The organism is Xanthomonas codiaei (assembly GCF_002939785.1).
GTDB lineage: Bacteria > Pseudomonadota > Gammaproteobacteria > Xanthomonadales > Xanthomonadaceae > Xanthomonas > Xanthomonas codiaei.
In genome coordinates, this window is the sequence record NZ_MDEC01000011.1 from 41,487 (window position 1) to 58,394 (window position 16,908).

The 16,908-nt window shown below is 65.4% G+C and carries 13 protein-coding genes and 1 other RNA gene; 4 read left to right on the forward strand and 10 right to left on the reverse strand.

Annotation, left to right across the window (positions count from 1 at the left end; genetic code table 11):
- Nucleotides 1-4 precede the first annotated feature (4 nt).
- From XcodCFBP4690_RS09875 to XcodCFBP4690_RS09885, 3 genes are read right to left on the reverse strand one after another with little or no spacing between them, the layout of a single operon-like run.
- On the reverse strand, nucleotides 5-1,306 hold the full coding sequence (locus tag XcodCFBP4690_RS09875) for an ABC transporter permease (protein ID WP_104540782.1): 1,302 nt from the start codon (nucleotides 1,304-1,306) through the stop codon (nucleotides 5-7).
- An 11-nt stretch (nucleotides 1,307-1,317) separates the two neighbouring features.
- Nucleotides 1,318-2,037: an ABC transporter ATP-binding protein gene (locus XcodCFBP4690_RS09880; RefSeq protein WP_104540783.1), complete on the reverse strand. Its 720-nt coding sequence runs from the start codon at nucleotides 2,035-2,037 to the stop codon at nucleotides 1,318-1,320.
- Nucleotides 2,038-2,074: 37 nt separating this feature from the next.
- Nucleotides 2,075-3,346 (reverse strand): efflux RND transporter periplasmic adaptor subunit, encoded by a 1,272-nt coding sequence (locus tag XcodCFBP4690_RS09885; RefSeq protein ID WP_104540784.1) that lies wholly within the window; start codon nucleotides 3,344-3,346, stop codon nucleotides 2,075-2,077.
- 206 nt (nucleotides 3,347-3,552) lie between these two features.
- Between XcodCFBP4690_RS09885 and glmS the strand changes: the two genes are divergently transcribed.
- From glmS to XcodCFBP4690_RS09900, 3 genes are all read left to right on the forward strand, one after another.
- Entirely contained in the window at nucleotides 3,553-5,382 is a 1,830-nt protein-coding gene (gene glmS / locus XcodCFBP4690_RS09890) for a glutamine--fructose-6-phosphate transaminase (isomerizing) (protein ID WP_104540785.1), read from the forward strand.
- Between the two features lie 432 nt (nucleotides 5,383-5,814).
- On the forward strand, nucleotides 5,815-6,288 hold the full coding sequence (locus XcodCFBP4690_RS09895; RefSeq protein WP_104540786.1) for a hypothetical protein: 474 nt from the start codon (nucleotides 5,815-5,817) through the stop codon (nucleotides 6,286-6,288).
- 217 nt (nucleotides 6,289-6,505) lie between these two features.
- A complete protein-coding gene (locus XcodCFBP4690_RS09900; protein WP_104540787.1) occupies nucleotides 6,506-7,651 on the forward strand; it encodes a hypothetical protein in 1,146 nt (381 codons plus the stop codon).
- A 77-nt stretch (nucleotides 7,652-7,728) separates the two neighbouring features.
- On the opposite strand, the gene XcodCFBP4690_RS09905 is transcribed toward XcodCFBP4690_RS09900, so the two are convergent.
- From XcodCFBP4690_RS09905 to XcodCFBP4690_RS09935, 7 genes are all read right to left on the reverse strand, one after another.
- Nucleotides 7,729-7,804, reverse strand: a non-coding RNA gene (locus XcodCFBP4690_RS09905) — sX9 sRNA.
- Between the two features lie 126 nt (nucleotides 7,805-7,930).
- On the reverse strand, nucleotides 7,931-9,802 hold the full coding sequence (locus XcodCFBP4690_RS09910) for an XVIPCD domain-containing protein (protein ID WP_104540788.1): 1,872 nt from the start codon (nucleotides 9,800-9,802) through the stop codon (nucleotides 7,931-7,933).
- Between the two features lie 106 nt (nucleotides 9,803-9,908).
- A complete protein-coding gene (locus tag XcodCFBP4690_RS09915; RefSeq protein WP_104540789.1) occupies nucleotides 9,909-10,667 on the reverse strand; it encodes a hypothetical protein in 759 nt (252 codons plus the stop codon).
- A 348-nt stretch (nucleotides 10,668-11,015) separates the two neighbouring features.
- A complete protein-coding gene (gene gloA, locus XcodCFBP4690_RS09920) occupies nucleotides 11,016-11,540 on the reverse strand; it encodes a lactoylglutathione lyase (protein ID WP_104540790.1) in 525 nt (174 codons plus the stop codon).
- 239 nt (nucleotides 11,541-11,779) lie between these two features.
- On the reverse strand, nucleotides 11,780-13,000 hold the full coding sequence (locus XcodCFBP4690_RS09925; RefSeq protein WP_410049714.1) for a copper resistance protein B: 1,221 nt from the start codon (nucleotides 12,998-13,000) through the stop codon (nucleotides 11,780-11,782).
- Between the two features lie 206 nt (nucleotides 13,001-13,206).
- Nucleotides 13,207-14,988, reverse strand: a complete 1,782-nt coding sequence (locus XcodCFBP4690_RS09930) for a copper resistance system multicopper oxidase (protein WP_104540791.1) — start codon at nucleotides 14,986-14,988, stop codon at nucleotides 13,207-13,209.
- A 222-nt stretch (nucleotides 14,989-15,210) separates the two neighbouring features.
- Nucleotides 15,211-15,660 carry a CopL family metal-binding regulatory protein gene (locus tag XcodCFBP4690_RS09935; RefSeq protein WP_167394558.1) on the reverse strand — a complete coding sequence of 150 codons (450 nt, stop codon included), beginning with the start codon at nucleotides 15,658-15,660 and terminating at the stop codon, nucleotides 15,211-15,213.
- 91 nt (nucleotides 15,661-15,751) lie between these two features.
- Here XcodCFBP4690_RS09935 and XcodCFBP4690_RS09940 point away from each other — a divergent pair, with 91 nt between their 5' ends.
- Entirely contained in the window at nucleotides 15,752-16,855 is a 1,104-nt protein-coding gene (locus XcodCFBP4690_RS09940; RefSeq protein WP_104540793.1) for a PLP-dependent cysteine synthase family protein, read from the forward strand.
- Nucleotides 16,856-16,908: the final 53 nt, after the last annotated feature.

The window sequence follows — 16,908 nt, forward strand, 5'->3', positions numbered from 1 at the left end:
AGAGTCAGGACGACTTCAACTGCAGCGCCGGTGCGACCTGGATGGCGCGCCAGGACGGCAGAATGCCGGCGAGCAGGCTCGCGGCGATCGCAATGGCGAACGTCAGCAGCAGCATCGTGATATCCAGGTGCGCCAGCGCGGCGTAATCCACCGGTTGCTGACGCACGGCCCACAGCCCCAGCCACGCCAGCACAAGTCCGCCGATGCCGCCGGCCAGGCCGATGGTTCCTGCCTCCACCAGACACTGCGCAAAGATTGCGCCGCGCGATGCTCCAAGCGCACGCCGCACGCCGATCTCCCCGCTGCGGCGCAGGAATTTCGCCAGCAACAGGCCTACCGTGTTGAGCAGGCACACCAGCAGAAAGCCCATGGCCAGCCACAGCTGCAGGCGGACGTCGCTGGGAACCACCTTGTTATGGTCCAGCCACTGCATCACGTTGCGCAGGCGCACATTGTTGGGTCGGGTAAAGCGCCCGGCGGCACGTTGCTGATCGGAATAGTTCTCGAGGTAGGCCTTGTAGTCGCTCGCCTGCTTGGCGTTCTCCAGCTCCACCCAATACTGCACCCAGCTGCAGGGTGCATTGAGCGCGCTGAAGTCGCCAGCTTCGACCTTGCCGTAGCAGTTGGTCCCACCGGAGTGGCTCAACTTCAGATCCATCGCCGTACTGAACGGCACGTACAGCTGTTCGTTCGAGCCGTAGGTTTCGGTGATGTCGTAGAAGCGTGGGTCGATCTTCCAGGTATCCAGGACGCCGACGATACGGAAGGTGTTCTTGTCGACGCGCACCTCGCGCCCGACGCTGTTGCCACCGTCGAACAGTTTTTCGTTCAGCGACTTGCTGATCACCGCGACACGTTCGTGCCGCTCGTCGCTTGTGCTGGACCACGCTTGGCCGTAGAGCAAGGGCACGTCGAACATCGCAAAGAAATCGGCCGAAGTGAAACGAGCGTTCAACTTGAAAGGGCTCAATCCACTGCGCTGCGGCTCGATCGCGACACTTCCGCCTGACATCATCGCCTGACGCATGGCGCGCTTCTCACGCAGCAGCGCTTCGGCGTCGAAGCGGGTGGACTGGTAATCGGGCTCGTCTCCCGGCTGATAGCCGGACTTCGGTTCTGCATCGACCTGCACGTAGAACAACCGGTCGCTCTTGTGCGGGATCGGATCGCCCGACAACACATAGAGCACCGTCAACGTCGTCATGCTGGCGCCGATGCCCAGCGCGATGGCCAGCACCATCAATGCGGTGAGGACCTTGTTGCGGCGGAAACTGCGCAGCGCGAGAGTGAAGTAGTAGCCGAACATGGGCAGGTTCCTCAGTCGGCCAGGCTTGCAGCGGCGCTGGGCGCGCGCATCAGGCTGGGATTGCGTTCCAGATCGGTGGCCTGGCCATCGACGATATGCACGTTTCGCTGCGCGCGTGCGGCCAGTTCCGGGTCGTGGGTGACCATGACGATGGTGGTGCCCTGGCTGTTGATCTCCTCCAGCAACTCCATGACCCCGCGCGCCATCTGCGAGTCGAGGTTGCCGGTGGGTTCGTCGGCCAGCAGCAGGCGCGGACTGCCGGCCAATGCGCGCGCGATGGCCGCGCGCTGCTGCTGGCCGCCGGACAGTTCGGTGGGGTAATGCTTCAGGCGCGACCCCAGCCCCACCTTGGTCAGCGCCTCTTCGATGCGCTGCTTGCGCTCGGCGGCTGGCATGCCGCGATAGCGCAGCGGCACATCGACGTTGTCGAACAGGTTGAGGTCGGGGATCAGGTTGAAGCCCTGGAAGATGAAGCCGATCTTCTGGTTGCGCAGCCGCGAACGCGCGTCGTCGGACAGGTGGCTGACGTCTTCGCCATCGAGCAGGTACTGCCCGCTGGTGAAGGTTTCCAGCAGTCCGGCGATGTTGAGGAAGGTGGTCTTGCCCGAGCCCGACGGCCCGGTCACCGCGACGAACTCGCCTTCGCGCACGTGTAGGTCCAGCGACCGCAGCGCGTGGGTTTCCACCTGTTCGGTGCGGAAGACCTTGGAGACCGCTTGCATCTTGAGCATTGCCGATTCCTTTGCGAAAAATGAGATGTGAACAGGATTAGTGGACGGTGACGCGCGGTGCGTCGCCAAAGTTGTCTGCGCCGGACACCACCACGCGGTCGCCTGCCTGCAGGCCGGACAGCACCTGCACTTCGCCGAGGCTACTGACACCGAGCTTGACCGGGCGGCGCGCTGCGGTGTTGCCGTCCATCACGTAGGCATAGCTGCCGCCGGACTGCTCGACGAAGGGCCCGCGCTCGACCTTGAGCACATTGCGGCGCGTATCCATCAGCACGCGCGCGCTCATGCGCTGGCTCTGGCGCAGGCCGGGCGGTTGCTTGTCGGTGAAGCGGATGCGTGCGGTGACTTCGCCATTGACCACCTCCGGCGACACTGCCGAGATGGCGCCGGTAAATGGTTCGCCGCTGCCGCTGGTGAGCTGGGCCGGCATGCCGATGGCCAGGTCGCGCGCGAAGCTTTCCGGCACCTTGATCTCGACCTCGAACTTGGACAGATCCACCACGCCCAGGATCGGGGCATTGGCCGCCACCTGGGTGTGCTGCACCGCCTGCACCTGGCCGACCTGGCCATCGAACGGCGCCAGCAGCGTGAGCGCGTCCACCTGGCGCTGCACTTCGGCCACCACCGCGCGCTGGCGATCGGCCAGCAGGCGCTTGTTGCGCGAATCCAGATCCGCGCCCTGGCTCTTCAACGCAGCATCGCGCTGGGCGTGCTGCAGGTCGATATCGGTCTTCTTCAAGGTGTCCTGGGCCTTGGCCAGTTCCACCTGCGGCACCGCACCACCATCGAAGCCACGCTGGTAACGCTCCAGGTCGCGCACGGCGGCCTGCCGGTCGATCTTGGCCTGGTCGGTGAGCTTGCTGGCGTTGGCGCGCGCCAGGGTGGCATCCAGGGCAGCGCGGCTGGATTCGGCTTCCAGGCCGGCCAGGGTGGCCTGCTCCTGTGCCAGCTTGCTGCGCAGTTCCGGGCTGTCGACGCGCGCCAGTTCCTGGCCCTGCTTGACCACGTCGCCGGCCACAACGCTCAGCGTCACCGTGCCGGCGGAGATGGCGTACAGCACCGGGCTGTTGGCGGCGATCACCCGGCCATCGGCGGCGATGTCGCGGACCAGGTCGCCCTGGGTGACGGTGGCAATGCGCACCCGGCTGGCATCGAACGACCGGCTGCCGGCGCTCCACGCAGTGATCGCCCAGCCGATGCCGGCCAGTACGGCCACCGCACCGACGCCGGGCCACAGCCAGCGACGCCATGGTGCGGTGTGAGCGGGCGTGCGGATGAGCTGGTCCTGGGCGGAGGTGTCACGAATCATGGCGGGCGTGCTCGGTGGCGTCACGGTGACAAAGCAGGCGCCGTGCCAACTTGCAAGCAACTGAAATGACTGGAATTTGTGGCGAATCCGGGAGTGTCCGCAGTGTCCGCGGACACCCGGGCGGACACGCTGTCCGGCCGCGGTCATGCAGTGGACAACAGCGGACACGCTAAAATGCCGCTCTTCTTTCCTAATGAGTTGTCCCTATGTGCGGCATTGTCGGCGCGATCGCCGGGCGCGACGTGGTCCCGGTCCTGATCGAAGGACTCAAGCGGCTGGAATATCGCGGCTACGACTCTTCCGGCATTGCGGTGCTCGATGGCGACCAGGTGCGCCGGGTGCGTCGTACCGGGCGGGTGGCTGAAATGGCCCAGGCCGCACAGGCCGAACGCTTCGGCGCCACGCTGGGCATCGGCCATACCCGCTGGGCCACGCATGGCGGCGTGACCGAAGCCAATGCGCACCCGCACATCAGTGATGGCATCGCACTGGTGCACAACGGCATCATCGAAAACCACGAAGAACAGCGCGAGAAGCTGCGCGCGCTCGGCTATGCCTTCGAGTCGCAGACCGACACCGAAGTCATCGCGCACCTGATCCATCACCATCTGGCCGACGCCGGCGATCTGCTCGGCGCGCTGCAGCGCACGGTCAAGGAACTGACCGGCGCCTACGCGCTGGCGGTGATGAGCCAGGCCGAGCCGGAACGCTTCGTCTGCGCGCGCATGGGTTGCCCGCTGCTGATCGGCGTGGGCGAGGGCGAGACCTTCGTCGCTTCCGATGTCTCGGCCATCGTGCAGGCTACCCGCCAGGTGATCTTCCTGGAAGAGGGCGACACCGCCGAGCTGCGCCGCGATGGCGTGCGCATCTTCGATGGCGACAATGCAGCGGTCGAGCGCCCGCTGCATCTGTCGGACGTGTCGCTGGCCTCGCTGGAACTGGGCCCGTTCCGCCACTTCATGCAGAAGGAAATCCACGAACAGCCGCGCGCGCTGGCCGATACCATCGAGGCGGCGATCGATGCCAAGGGCTTCCCGGCCTCGCTGTTCGGTGCCGATGCAGAAGCGGTGTTGCGCGACATCGAAGGCGTGCAGATCCTGGCTTGCGGCACCAGTTACTACGCCGGCATGACCGCGCGCTACTGGATCGAAGCCATCGCCGGGCTGCCGTGCAACGTGGAGATCGCCAGCGAATACCGCTACCGCGCCGCCCATGCCAATCCCAAGCACCTGATCGTGACGATCTCCCAGTCCGGCGAAACGCTGGACACGATGGAAGCGCTGAAGTACGCCAAATCGCTGGGGCATCTGCACACGCTATCGATCTGCAACGTGCCCGAGAGCGCCATCCCGCGTGCCAGCGAGCTGGTGTGCTACACGCGCGCCGGTGCCGAGATCGGCGTGGCATCGACCAAGGCCTTCACCACGCAGCTGGCGGTGCTGTTCCAGCTGACCGTGGTGCTGGGCAAGTTGCACGGGCGCGTCAGCGACGCAGAAGAAGCCGACTATCTGGAACAGCTGCGCTTTTTGCCCGGCAGCGTGCAGCACGCCTTGAACCTGGAGCCGCAAATCATGGCCTGGGCCGAGCGGTTCTCGCCGAAGGAGAACGCCTTGTTCCTGGGGCGTGGCCTGCATTACCCGATCGCCCTGGAAGGCGCGCTCAAGCTCAAGGAAATCTCCTACATCCACGCCGAGGCGTATCCAGCCGGCGAGTTGAAGCACGGCCCGCTGGCGCTGGTGGATGCGGCCATGCCGGTAGTGGTGATCGCACCGAACGACCGCTTGCTGGAGAAGGTCAAATCCAACATGCAGGAAGTGCGCGCGCGCGGCGGCGAATTGTTCGTCTTCGCCGACCAGGACAGCCACTTCAGCGAGTCCGAAGGCGTACACGTGATCCGTACGCCACGCCATGCCGGCGTGCTGTCGCCGGTGATCCACACCATCCCGGTGCAGCTGCTGGCCTACCACACCGCCCTGGCACGCGGCACCGACGTGGACAAGCCGCGTAACCTGGCCAAGTCGGTGACGGTGGAATAGCAAGGTGCCCCGAGAGCGCAGCCAGGGATCGACCGCACACATGGCGAAGCATGCGGCGGTCGGGCGCCGAACCGTCGTGCGGCGGTGGAGCCAGGGGGCATTGCCCGATATGCCAGCGGATCGGGCAGCGGGAGCATCCCGCCGGCCAATGCCTGAGCGCGCGCGCGTTGTAGCCAGCGAACGGGGCGTGGCGAGTGTCTTGCCTGGCTTGAGGCATCGTCGAGGTCCAGGCTCAACGGCGTGGCACCGCGCCAAGGGTGCCGCGCAAGTGCACCGGATTTTCGTCGCGCAGTGCATGGGTCTTGGCGAAAGGCCGCTACCCGCCTGGCAGCGAATTGCGTCGCGTTAGCAGACCGGCCCATAGGCTGCCAGCAGTTTGGCCCAGCTTATGCATACGCTTTCTGCGAGGGTCACCACCACGCAGGAGGACGTATGCACGAGTCTTTCAAACAGGGGGCGCCGGCCGAGCTGTGGCAGGCGTTGGTGCGCGAGGCAGGCGAGCGGACTGCACGTCCGCTGGACGAATCGCGCGAACACTATCTGGTCTTCGTGTTGCTGCGCTTCCAGCGCGATGCGCATCTGCTCTCGCGTACCCAGGCGCTGGCCTGGCTGCATGCGCAGGAGCAGGTGGGCAGCCTGCGTGCTGATCTCCTGCGTGATGTCGGTGACGGGTGTCTGCTGATCGCCGGCCTGTTTCCCGGTGTCGCGCAGCGCCGTCGCCTCAGCGTGGACTACTTCATCGATCTGGGACGCGGTGCGTATTCCGAGGTGGCCGATACACGCTGCAGCGACGCCGGTCTGTTTGCCCAACTGGCCGGCAGTTATCGCGAACTGGTCCGCATCCTGGCTGCGTTGCGCACGCCGCGCTGCTGGCAGCCCGGTGCCGGAGGGATCCTGCATGCCTGATTCTTGAGGTCAGGCAAGGGAGGTCCCCACATACGCGTCGGGTCCGTCCCGACTGCGATCGCCGATGTCCTCGCGCACACTATCCCGGCAGGCCGATCTGCCGGGTGGTGTGCCATTACCCAGCCGATGACGGCACTGCGCAGTTGATGACCATCGCGTCGATGCGCTGCATGGGGGACATGCAGCGCATCGCCATCATCCATATGGACGGGAACACATGAAGACGTATATCGCGGCGGTGCTGTTGGCACTGCCCGGGCTTGTTGTTGCACAGGACGTGCCACCGGGCTATGCCGGCCAGGGTGGAATGACGCTGCAGGAGATCGATCCTGCCATCTATGCGTATCACTACGACCACGGCTTCGTGGGCGAGGATGCGATGGGTTGGGACCCCGCACTGCAATTTGCCTGGTCGCGCATCGCTGCGGCCAAGGTCTGTGCGCAGCAGTCGCCTTCCGATGCACTGATCGCCAAGCTGGTGGAGCAGTACGGCAAGGATGCGGTGGTGCATCAGATCAACGGGATCGGCTTCCATGAAGCGCAGATGCGCGCCGCCAGCACGTTCTGCACGCCGACGCGTAGCGCAGAGGCCACTGCGGTGGTGCCTGCGTTTGCGGGCGGAGATTTTTCCACGGCAACCGCCTATGCGGCGGCGGCCGAGGCGGGGACGGTTTCGCTTGCTGCAGCAGAAGGGCAGCCATCCTCACAGGCGCACGCCGATGCAGGCGCCGTCATTGCACCGTCGGCAGATTGGGCGTTACGGTTGCCGTTGCATGCCGTCATGCGTGTGGGTTCCAACGGTCTGCCCAATGGCGATGAAATGCTGCGCGTGGTACGTCGCGGGCATACCGGAGCGGTCGTAGGATTGCAGATCGCGACCAGCTTGTTCGCTCGCGGCATCGCTGTGTCGACCTTCAACAAAGGGCAGTTGAAAGGCGAGAAGATGGAAGGCGTGGGCAATCCTGGTTATCAATTGCAGCGCGATGCAGTCAACGCATACCTGAAAACCTACTTTACCGGGCATCCAACAGCGCTTCCGGTGGATCCGTTTCCGCTGCATGTGCTGATTTCAGATTGGCTGCTGGTGTACCAGAGCCTGGCCGACGCCAAGTCGCCTTACGAACTGCGCTATGCAACGACGATCGGCGGCGAGCGCAGTGGCTTTCTGAAGCGCAAGGCAAACCCGGTCTCGCTGGATTGCGCGCCGACACCGCGCACTGCCTCGCTGGAAGAGTGGGAAGCGAACGACTACGCGCTGGTCAAAGAAGCCGCACAAGCCTATAGCGACGAATGTGCAGCGAAATTCGCCGAACGCTTGCCGCAATGGTTCCCGGACAGGGAGGCTGTTGCGGCCTCCAATTGAGCGCCGGATCGGTCAACGACAGACATCCGATTCCTGTGGCGAACTGAAAACTCTCGCTCCCCGCGCATGCTTGGAGCGGCTAGCAAAACGTAGCGAGCGCTCGTCAGGTGGGTGCGGACGGCGCGGAGGAACCGCAGTGTACGCGTGGTACATGTCGCACCGAGCACCGACCGCGCCCGCCTGGCGGTGAGCGCAGTCGTTTTGCTAGCTGCTCTTAAACCAAAACGGGCACCGATCGATCCATCGATCGGTGCCCGTCTGTTTTGGTCTGCGGATGTATCAGGCGATGCTGCGTGCCTGGCTGCGTTGTTGCTCTTGCTGATCCTGGACCTGTGTGTGCGTTTGCGACTGCGCATCCTGCCGGACGGCATTGCTGCTTTGCTCCAACGGGCGTTCTGCAGCCGATGCCTTGTCCGTATAGATCCGCTGGTGCGCGGGGTCGCTTGGCTGACCCTGTACCGCGAACAATCCGGTGCCGTCCTTGCTCTGCATCACCGCATCGATGCGCTGCAGACCGCCGACCTTGGCTTCGAACGCCAATGAACCCGCTGCATTCTCCAGTGCCCGACGGTTGGCGAATGCAGTCGGACCCAGCTGTTCCAGCTTGCTCACGGCCTGGTTGTACAGCAGATTGTCGGGGTTGGTCTTTTCCGACAGCAGGGGCGTCTTCTCGGCCTGCTTCAAGGCCTTGAGCGTATCGCTGCCCACTACGCCGTCATCCTGCAGTCCGTGCGCGCGCTGGAATGCCTTGACCGCTTCACCTGTCCGCTGACCATAGGCACTGTCGGCCTTGAGTTCGTTGCCATTGGCGTCTTTGTAGCCCAGCTGCTGCAAGGTCTGCTGCAGTTTCTGGACCTCTGCGCCATGCGCTTTTTCGCGTAGCACCCCGGAGGCCTCTGCCGTCGCCTGCGCATGCACGGGCTTTTGCGCGTTGCCGTCGTGAGACTGCTGCCTGCTCTGACTGCGGTCCTGCAGCAACTCGCGCGCCTCGGAAAGCGGGTCGCTGGCATAGAGCTTCACGCCCCTGGCATGCTTGCGCTCAAGGTAGGCATCCAGCGAGCTGAGCTCGACCCCCTCACCGCCGCGCGACTGGCTGATCTTGAGTTCGCCATCCTTGGGATCGCGTACCACCATGGTGATATGGTCGATACCCTTGTAGCGTCCTTTGTCCCAACTCTGCGGGCCATTGTCCTCGCCGATGATCATGCCTTCTTTGAGGTTCTGGGCAGTGACATTCTTGCCTTCGATCAGCACGCCCGAGCGTTGTTCGGCCTTGCGCAGCAGTTCGGAGGCACTGTCGAAACCAGGGCTGAACTTTTCGTTCTTGCTGAAAATGGCCTTGCCGGCGCCCTTGTTGATCTCGTCCATGGTCGCGTTCTGCATCTCGACCACCCAGCCAGAACAATCGACTCTGCCTTGGTCAGGGTCTTTTGCGCCCAGACCGTATTTGACGTGATCGTACTTATGGGTCAAGTCGTAGGCGGCGTGGAGCGCAATGCCGTGTGCTGCGGCTTTTTCCGGCTGGGCAGGTGCGGACTGCGTTGGCGCAGGTTGCGGCGCTGACTGCTGTCTGTCCGAGACGGGCTCGATTCCTTTTTCAGGAATACGGATACGGTCCATCTTCGTATCCCAGTACTGCACGAACGTCTGCGCCATGTCCTTATCGGACATGCGCCGGAACGTTGCCGAATCGACACCCGTCAGGGACTTCAGTTCTTTTTCGCCCACATTGTTGAGGATGTTGGCGCGCGTGCTTTCGAGGCCAAAAGATCCCGTGGCGATTGCGGTCTGGAGAGAGCGGTAACCACCGGCGCCCTGCTGATGCGCCAGATACATGTCCAGGCCATCAGGCGCAGGTTTGCCCGACAGGTAGGGCCGGCCATCGCGTTCGTGCCGGTCAACCAGGCTCGTCCGGTTATCCAGATACAGCCGCGCGGCTGCATCGGTGTTGGCCACCGCATCCAACTCGCGTCCGGCGATACCGTATTGTGCGGCGGTCGGAGGCGTGAACTGAAATAGCCCCTTTGCACCACCGGCTCCGCGGCTGGCCAACTCGTCGAAGGCGCCGCCGGTCTCTACGTGGGCAAAACGCAGGAAGTCGTCACGCGGGATATTCCGCTCGGCCGCTTCGCGTTCGATGATGTCGAGCACTTGGGCTCGTGAGTAATTCGTCGGCATCGCTCAAGGTCCTTGATTGAGTGCTGCAGCCACGTGGCTGCAGCGGTACGCCGCCCGAACCAATTCCTTTGGCTCTGTATTAAGGGGTCGGCAAATACGATTTCTGGGCCGCATCGTAACGGTATACAACGGTTTCGTCACCCCCGTTCGTCGGCGGGATGGCCGAAACCGTTACCCGCAACGCGGGCAGGCCGGCCTGCGGAACAAACTCAAGCGTGCTGGTGTTCTTGATGCAGGGGATCTTGCCGGGCGCGTCCTCGCCACAACTGGCGCCATTGTCTTCACCGGCCGGGATATTGCCGATGTAGGTCCAATGCGTGTCGTTGACGTCCTCGGTTTCCTTCGGGTTGAACACGAGTGCGTCGTAGGAAAGGATCCGTACGCCCGACTGCAGGCTCCAGGTCGGCACGGCCAGCACTAACCGGCTATCGTCGGTGACGAAGGTCTGTGGTTTACGCGTCGTGTCGACCGTGTTGGCCTGTTCCATACCGCCGAACTCGCCAATGTAGGGTTCTGCCCCAAGCAGCTTCCAGGGCGTCTTGCTTCCCGGTTCGCTGGTCACGAAGGTGGCGTGGGCCAAGGTCACCTTGGTGCCTGGCGCGGGGTAATGATTCTCGCGCTCGGCGCCATAAAGCTCGGGCGTTTCCCAGGCGAAGCCGGTGTAATAACGCGTACCGCCGAGTTCGAATTGAAAGCCGTACCAGTAATTGATCCAGCTGCCATTGGCGACTTCGTAGGAGGTTGCGCCGTCGCCATCGACGTTGCTGATGAAGTACAGCACGCTGTCCGGGCGGGGCGGCTGCAGCTGTTGGGTTGAACCCTGGGTCGCGTCCTGCATGGGAGAGGCATCCTTGTCTGAAGGTCGTGCGGCAGTACTGGCCGCGGGGGGAGTCGCCTTTGAAGCAGCGGGATCCGGTGGCGCCGGCTTGCAGGCGGCGATCGTTGCTAGCGCAAGGATCAGTGGAATCTTCCTGACGAGCATGCGGGTGCATCCATTGCGGAGGGCGGCGAAAGTCTACTCCAGCGCGGCGTGGTGTCCAGTCGTCGCGCCAGGCATCGCGCAACCGGGGCGCCGGTCGGGCGAGTGGCATCCTGTCAGGGCCGCGCGAGGTTTTCAGCGCGGCGCTGCGGCGGTTGAATTGCCTGCCCGCTGCACGGTGAGGGTTGGCGGGTGTGGCTTGCGTGATTACGTCAGCGGGGTATTGGAAATGATCTCCACCCAATAGCCGTCCGGGTCCTTGATGAAGGCCAGGTGCTTCATGCGGCCATCTTCCAGGCGCTTCTGATAGGGCACCTCCAGGCGGTCGAAGCGTGCGCAGGCGGCGTGGATGTCCGGCACCGAGACGCAGATATGACCGAAGCCGCGCGGGTCGCTGTTGCCGTCGTGATAGACCGGCCCGTCCTGGGTTTCGGTGCCGTGGTTGTGGGTGAGCTCCAGCACGCCGGGAATGCCGGCCATCCACAACCGCCGCTGGTCGTCCTGATCGGGAATGGCGGTGGTGTCGGGCACCAGGGCCAGAAAATACAGGCTGAATTTCGCATCGGCGAAGTGGCGGGCATCGAGCAGGCGGAAGCCGAGCACGCGGGTGTAGAAATCCAGCGAACGCTGGGCGTCCTTGACGCGCAGCATGGTGTGGTTGAACACGAAGCCACGCGTGTCGGCGGGGGCGGCGCCGGCGCCGGGTACCTGTTGCAGGTCGCTCAAAGGCATGATGGTCTCCTCAGGTGGAACGGGTGCGCGGGCATGCGCGCAGGACGGGGAGTTTAGCGGGGTGCGGGTGGGCGCCATGTCTGCGGTGCGCCATGGCGTGTGTGGATGTGCGGCGTGCCGGACATGCGGTTGCACGGCAGATTGCCAGTTCGCTGGAACGATTGCGGCCCACCCCTGCCTGCACAAACGAGCGTGAGGCAGCGTGGTGCCACCGCGATGACGCAGCCGTGCATCGCGGGTCAGAACCAGAGACGGATGCCGGCAACCAACTGGCCCTCGCGTGGGCGCTCGCCTTCCAGCGCGGCGCGTCTGGCGGCATCGCCGAAGCTGCGGTTATGCACCCAGCCGATGTAAGGCGCGAAGCGGCGGGTAAACTCGTACCTCAGTCGCAGGCCGGCTTCCACCTGTTCCAGACCGCTGGAGATGTCACGGCGATCATCGTCGGTGAGGGCGATGTCCGCTTCCACGCGCGGCTGCAGGATCAACCGATTGGTGAGCAGAATGTCGTACTCGCCTTCCAGGCGCAGCGCGACGCGGCCGGCGCTGCCCAGGTACAGCGTGGCTTCGGTTTCGAACTTGTAGGGCGCCAGGCCCTGTAGGCCGACGGCGGCCCAGCTGCGGCGATCACCCGGGGCAAGGTCCTGGCGTGCGCCGACCAGCAGGTCCCACCACGGCGAGATGGCGTGGCCGTAGAAGGCCTCCAGCGACGCGGATCGGGTGCGGCCGCTGTCCCGCTCGCCCTCGCTGCGCAGCCACAGGCGGTCGATGTCGCCGCCGATCCAGGCACGCGCCTCCCAGTCCTGGCCGGTGCCGCGATCTGTATCGACCGCTTCCAGGCGATCGAGCAGGACGTAGTGGTTGATGCCTGCGCCGTGCATCGTGTGTGCCTGCAGTGGCGCAAAGGCCGCGGCGATCTCTTCGGCGGTCGGTGCTGGAATCGGTTCGCGTGGCAGCACCATGCCAACCGGCGATACAGGCGTGGGTGCGGCGTGTGCACGATGGTCCATCGAATGATGCTGCATGCCGTCATGCGTGCTCGATCCATGCTGCATCGCGTGGCGGGTCATCGGAGCAGGCTGCGTTGCGCGGTGATCCGTCACCTCGTGATGCACCTCGCTCTTCATCGAGCCCTGTGTCGCCGCGCCGTGCTCCAGTGCCTGCGGATTCACAGCGGCCTGGTCGGCGGAATCGTGGCCCATCGCCTCCATCGCACCGTGGTCCATCCCGGCGTGATGCATGGCGCCATGGTCCATGCCGGCATGCGACATCTGCGAATGATCCATCGGCGCTACAGCGTTCTGGTCTATCGGCTGACTGTGCTGATGCCGGGGTTGTGCAGGCCCCGTCGCTGGCGGCGCCGCCGCAGGCGCAGCAGCATCGTTCGCAGGACTGCCCGAGGTCTCCGGCACCGCCTGCGTTCCACCAGGATGCTGGCCATGCACAGGCGTCATCGCAGGCATGGTTGCCTGTGAGGAGGGTAACGCAGCAGCCGTCGCTGCCTGCGAGTCTTGTGCTGCAGGCGCGCCTGCCGTGCCGTCGGTCTGCAGCGCTGCTGCAGGCTCGCCATGCGCAGCGGCGTTCATCGCATGATGCGTGTGGTCCTGCGCGGCCAGCGTTGCGCTGAACAACCAGGTGCCCAGCACCAGCGGGCGTAGCGCGCGCACGTTCATGCCTCCACCCGCACTTCGCGCATCATGCCCGCTTCCATGTGGTACAGCAGATGGCAGTGATAGGCCCAGCGGCCCAGTGCATCGGCGCGGACGCGATAGCTGCGGCGCGTGCCCGGCGGCATGTCGATGGTGTGCTTGCGCACCTGGAAATTGCCATCGGCATCTTCCAGGTCGCTCCACATGCCGTGCAGGTGGATGGGGTGCTGCATCATGGTGTCGTTGACCAGCACGATGCGTAGCCGCTCACCGTAGCGCAGCCGCAAGGGCTCGGCCGAGGCGAACGCCACGCCGTCGAACGACCAGGCGAATTTTTCCATATGCCCGGTCAGATGCAGTTCGATCTCACGCCCGGGTTCGCGGCCATCCGGGTCCTCGAACAGGCTGTGCAGATCGCCGTAGCGCAGCACGCGGCGACCGTTGTCGCGCAGGCCGATACCCGGGTCGTCCAGACGCGGTGCGGTGGCATTGCTGCGCATGTCGATCAGCGGGTTGCCGTCTTCGCTGGCGGCGTGGCGCGGTGCGGTGTCGTGCGCCTGGGCGTGATCATGCGAGTGCATGGTGTGCATCCCGTGCGCGGCCTGCATGCCGGGTGCGCCATGCATTGCCGGAAGAGCGTGCTGCATGCCATCGCCATGGCCCATGTCCTGCATGGTCAGGATCGCGCGTGGGTCCAGCGCCGGGATCGGTGCCTGCAGGCCGTGGCGTACCGCGAGCGTGCCGCAGGCGAAGCCGGTGCGACCCATGTCCTGCGCGAATAGGGTAAAGGCATCCTGGCCGGTGGGCTCGACGAGCACGTCGAAGGTTTCGGCCGCAGCAATGCGCAGCTCGTCCACACTGACCGGGTGCACGTATTGGCCATCGGCGGCCACCACGGTCATGCGCAGGCCGGGAATACGGAGGTCGAAGTAGGTCATCGACGAGCCGTTGATGAAACGCAGCAACACCTTCTCGCCCGGCGCGAACAACCCGGTCCAGTTGCCCGCTGGCGCCACGCCGTTGAGCAGGTAGGTGTAGGTGTTGGCGTTGACGTCGGACAGGTCGGTCGGGGTCATGCGCATGCGCCCCCACATGCCGCGGTCGGCCAGCGTTGCCCGCAGACCGTCCTCGCGCGCATCGCGCAGGAAGTCGCCCACCGTGCGCTGGGCGTAGTTGTCGTGGCTGGGCATCTGCTTGAGCCGGCGGAACAGTGCGGCCGGGTCCAGGTCGGTCCAGTCCGACAGCAGCACCACATGCTCGCGATCATAGCGATACGGCGGCGGTACCAGCGGGTCGATCACGATGGCGCCATACAGGCCCGCCTGCTCCTGGAACATGGAATGGCTGTGGTACCAGTAGGTGCCGGATTGACGCAGCGCGAAGCGGTAGTGGTACTCCTGGCCCGGCGCGATGCCGTCGAAGCTCATGCCCGGCACGCCGTCCATGTTGGCCGGCAGCAGCAGCCCGTGCCAATGCACCGAGGTGGGCTGATCGGGCAGGGCGTTGCGTACGCGCACGCTGACCGTGTCGCCCTCGCGCCAGCGCAGGATCGGTGCCGGCAGGCTCTGGTTGACGGTGATGGCCGGGCGCGTGCGCCCGGTGAAATTGACCGGCCGCTGGCCGATCTGCAGCGACTGGTTGCCGCCGCGCAGCACCGGCGTGGCCATCGCGCCGGCAGCACGGGCATCGCCGCGCCACAGGCTGCTGGCGGCAACGCCGCACAGGGCCAGGCCCTGTACGAAACGGCGCCGGCTGATTCCGTGGTTGGCGGTTGGGGTGAAGACAGGAGTTTCGGACGACATGACACCTCCGGTGCGTCCACCGGGCCGGCAGACGCAACGCATCGCTGAGAAATCCCGCATCCATCGATGCAGGGCCAAGCGCGATCAGGACAGCCAACACATCCGCGCGGAACAGCAGGAGGCATCGACGAGGTGGGGAGCGGGCGTGAGCACGCCGGGCGGGAAATCACCGCGACCGTTGCACATACCCGACGCCGAGCGTCGCCGTGGTGTCGGCTGCGCTCAGCCGATGGGAGGTCGAACCGGCTGTTCGGGCAGCGGGCTGCCGCGTCCGTCGCCCGGAATTGCCGGCAGTGCCGGGCGACCGGGCAGGCCGGCAGGGATCGCCAGCAGGGTCGGCAAGGCCAGGCTGCAGTGCTGCAGGCAGTCGCAGCTGCCCAGCTTGCAGCAGTCGGCTGCGTGCGCGTGGCTGGAGGTATCGTCCGGCTGGGTCGGTGCCGGCGGCGCCATGTCCTCATGACAGGGCATGGCCTCGGTGCCTGTCGCGTGCCCCGCCGCATGCGCGGCCATCCCCGCAGTCGGCTGCGGCATGGCCATTTCCGGCATGGCCATGCCCACCGACGCCCACGCGCCGGTAGCCGTGTTGGCGACCAGGCACAGGCACAGCAGCAGGCGGAGCAGGCAATGCAGCACGGGCGCTCTTGGCGGAAACAGGTGCAGCCAGCATACCATCGGCTCCCGACTGTCCGCCCGATGACCGCCCGCCGCGGGTATGCGCCCGGCGGCGGTAGAATTGGCGCCTCCTTCGTCGCACAGTCCTGCCATGTCGCAGCGCCAGTGGGTGGCCGCCGCCATCCAGAAGATCGAGGCCGATTTCAATCGTTCGGCCGATACCCATCTGATTCCCATGGACCTGCCGGGCTATCCGGGCATCGACCTGTACTTCAAGGACGAGTCCAGCCACCCCACCGGCAGCCTCAAGCACCGGCTGGCGCGCTCGCTGTTCCTGTACGCGCTGACCAATGGCTGGCTACGCGAAGGCCGTCCGGTGATCGAGGCCTCCAGCGGTTCCACCGCGGTGTCGGAGGCGTATTTCGCGCGCCTGCTGGGGGTGCCCTTCATCGCGGTGATGCCGGCCTCCACCTCGCCGGAAAAGATCGCCGCGATCGAATTCCAGGGCGGGCGCTGCCACCTGGTGGAGCGCGCCTGCGACCTGGACAGCGCCTCGCACCAGCTCGCACGCGAGACCGGCGGGCACTTCATGGACCAGTTCACCTACGCCGAGCGCGCCACCGACTGGCGCGCCAACAACAACATCGCCGAATCGATCTTCAAGCAGTTGGCCGAAGAGCCGCACCCGATTCCCGAATGGATCGTCTGCAGCCCGGGCACCGGCGGCACCAGTGCTACCCTGGGGCGCTATGTGCGCTACCGGCGCCATGCCACCCGCATCCTGTGCGCCGACCCGGAAGTGTCGGTGTTCTTCGACGGCTACTGCCGCGCGGTGGACGGGCAGTGCCCCAAGGAGCTGGACATCACCGGTGGCTCGCGCATCGAAGGCATTGGCCGGCCGCGGGTGGAGTCCAGCTTCATCGCCACCTGCGTGGATGCGATGGTGAAAGTGCCCGACGCGCTGAGCCTGGCGGCGATGCGCCACGTCAGTGCCACGCTGGGCCGCCGCGTGGGCGGTTCCACCGGCACCAACTTCGTCGGCGTGCTGCAGGCCGCCCAGCGCATGCGCGAGGAAGGCCGCCAGGGCTCCATCGTCACCATCCTGTGCGATGCCGGCGAGCGCTACGCGCACAGCTACTACGACCCGGCCTGGTATGTGGCGCGCGCCATCGACACCGCCGACAGCGACGCGGCCATTGCCAGCGCAGTCAACGGCGGCGCGTTGCCGCCGCTGCCTTGTGCTGCGCTGGAATGACCGCCATATCGTGGCATCAGAGGGCGCCCGCGCCCGCGTGCCGCTCGTCCACT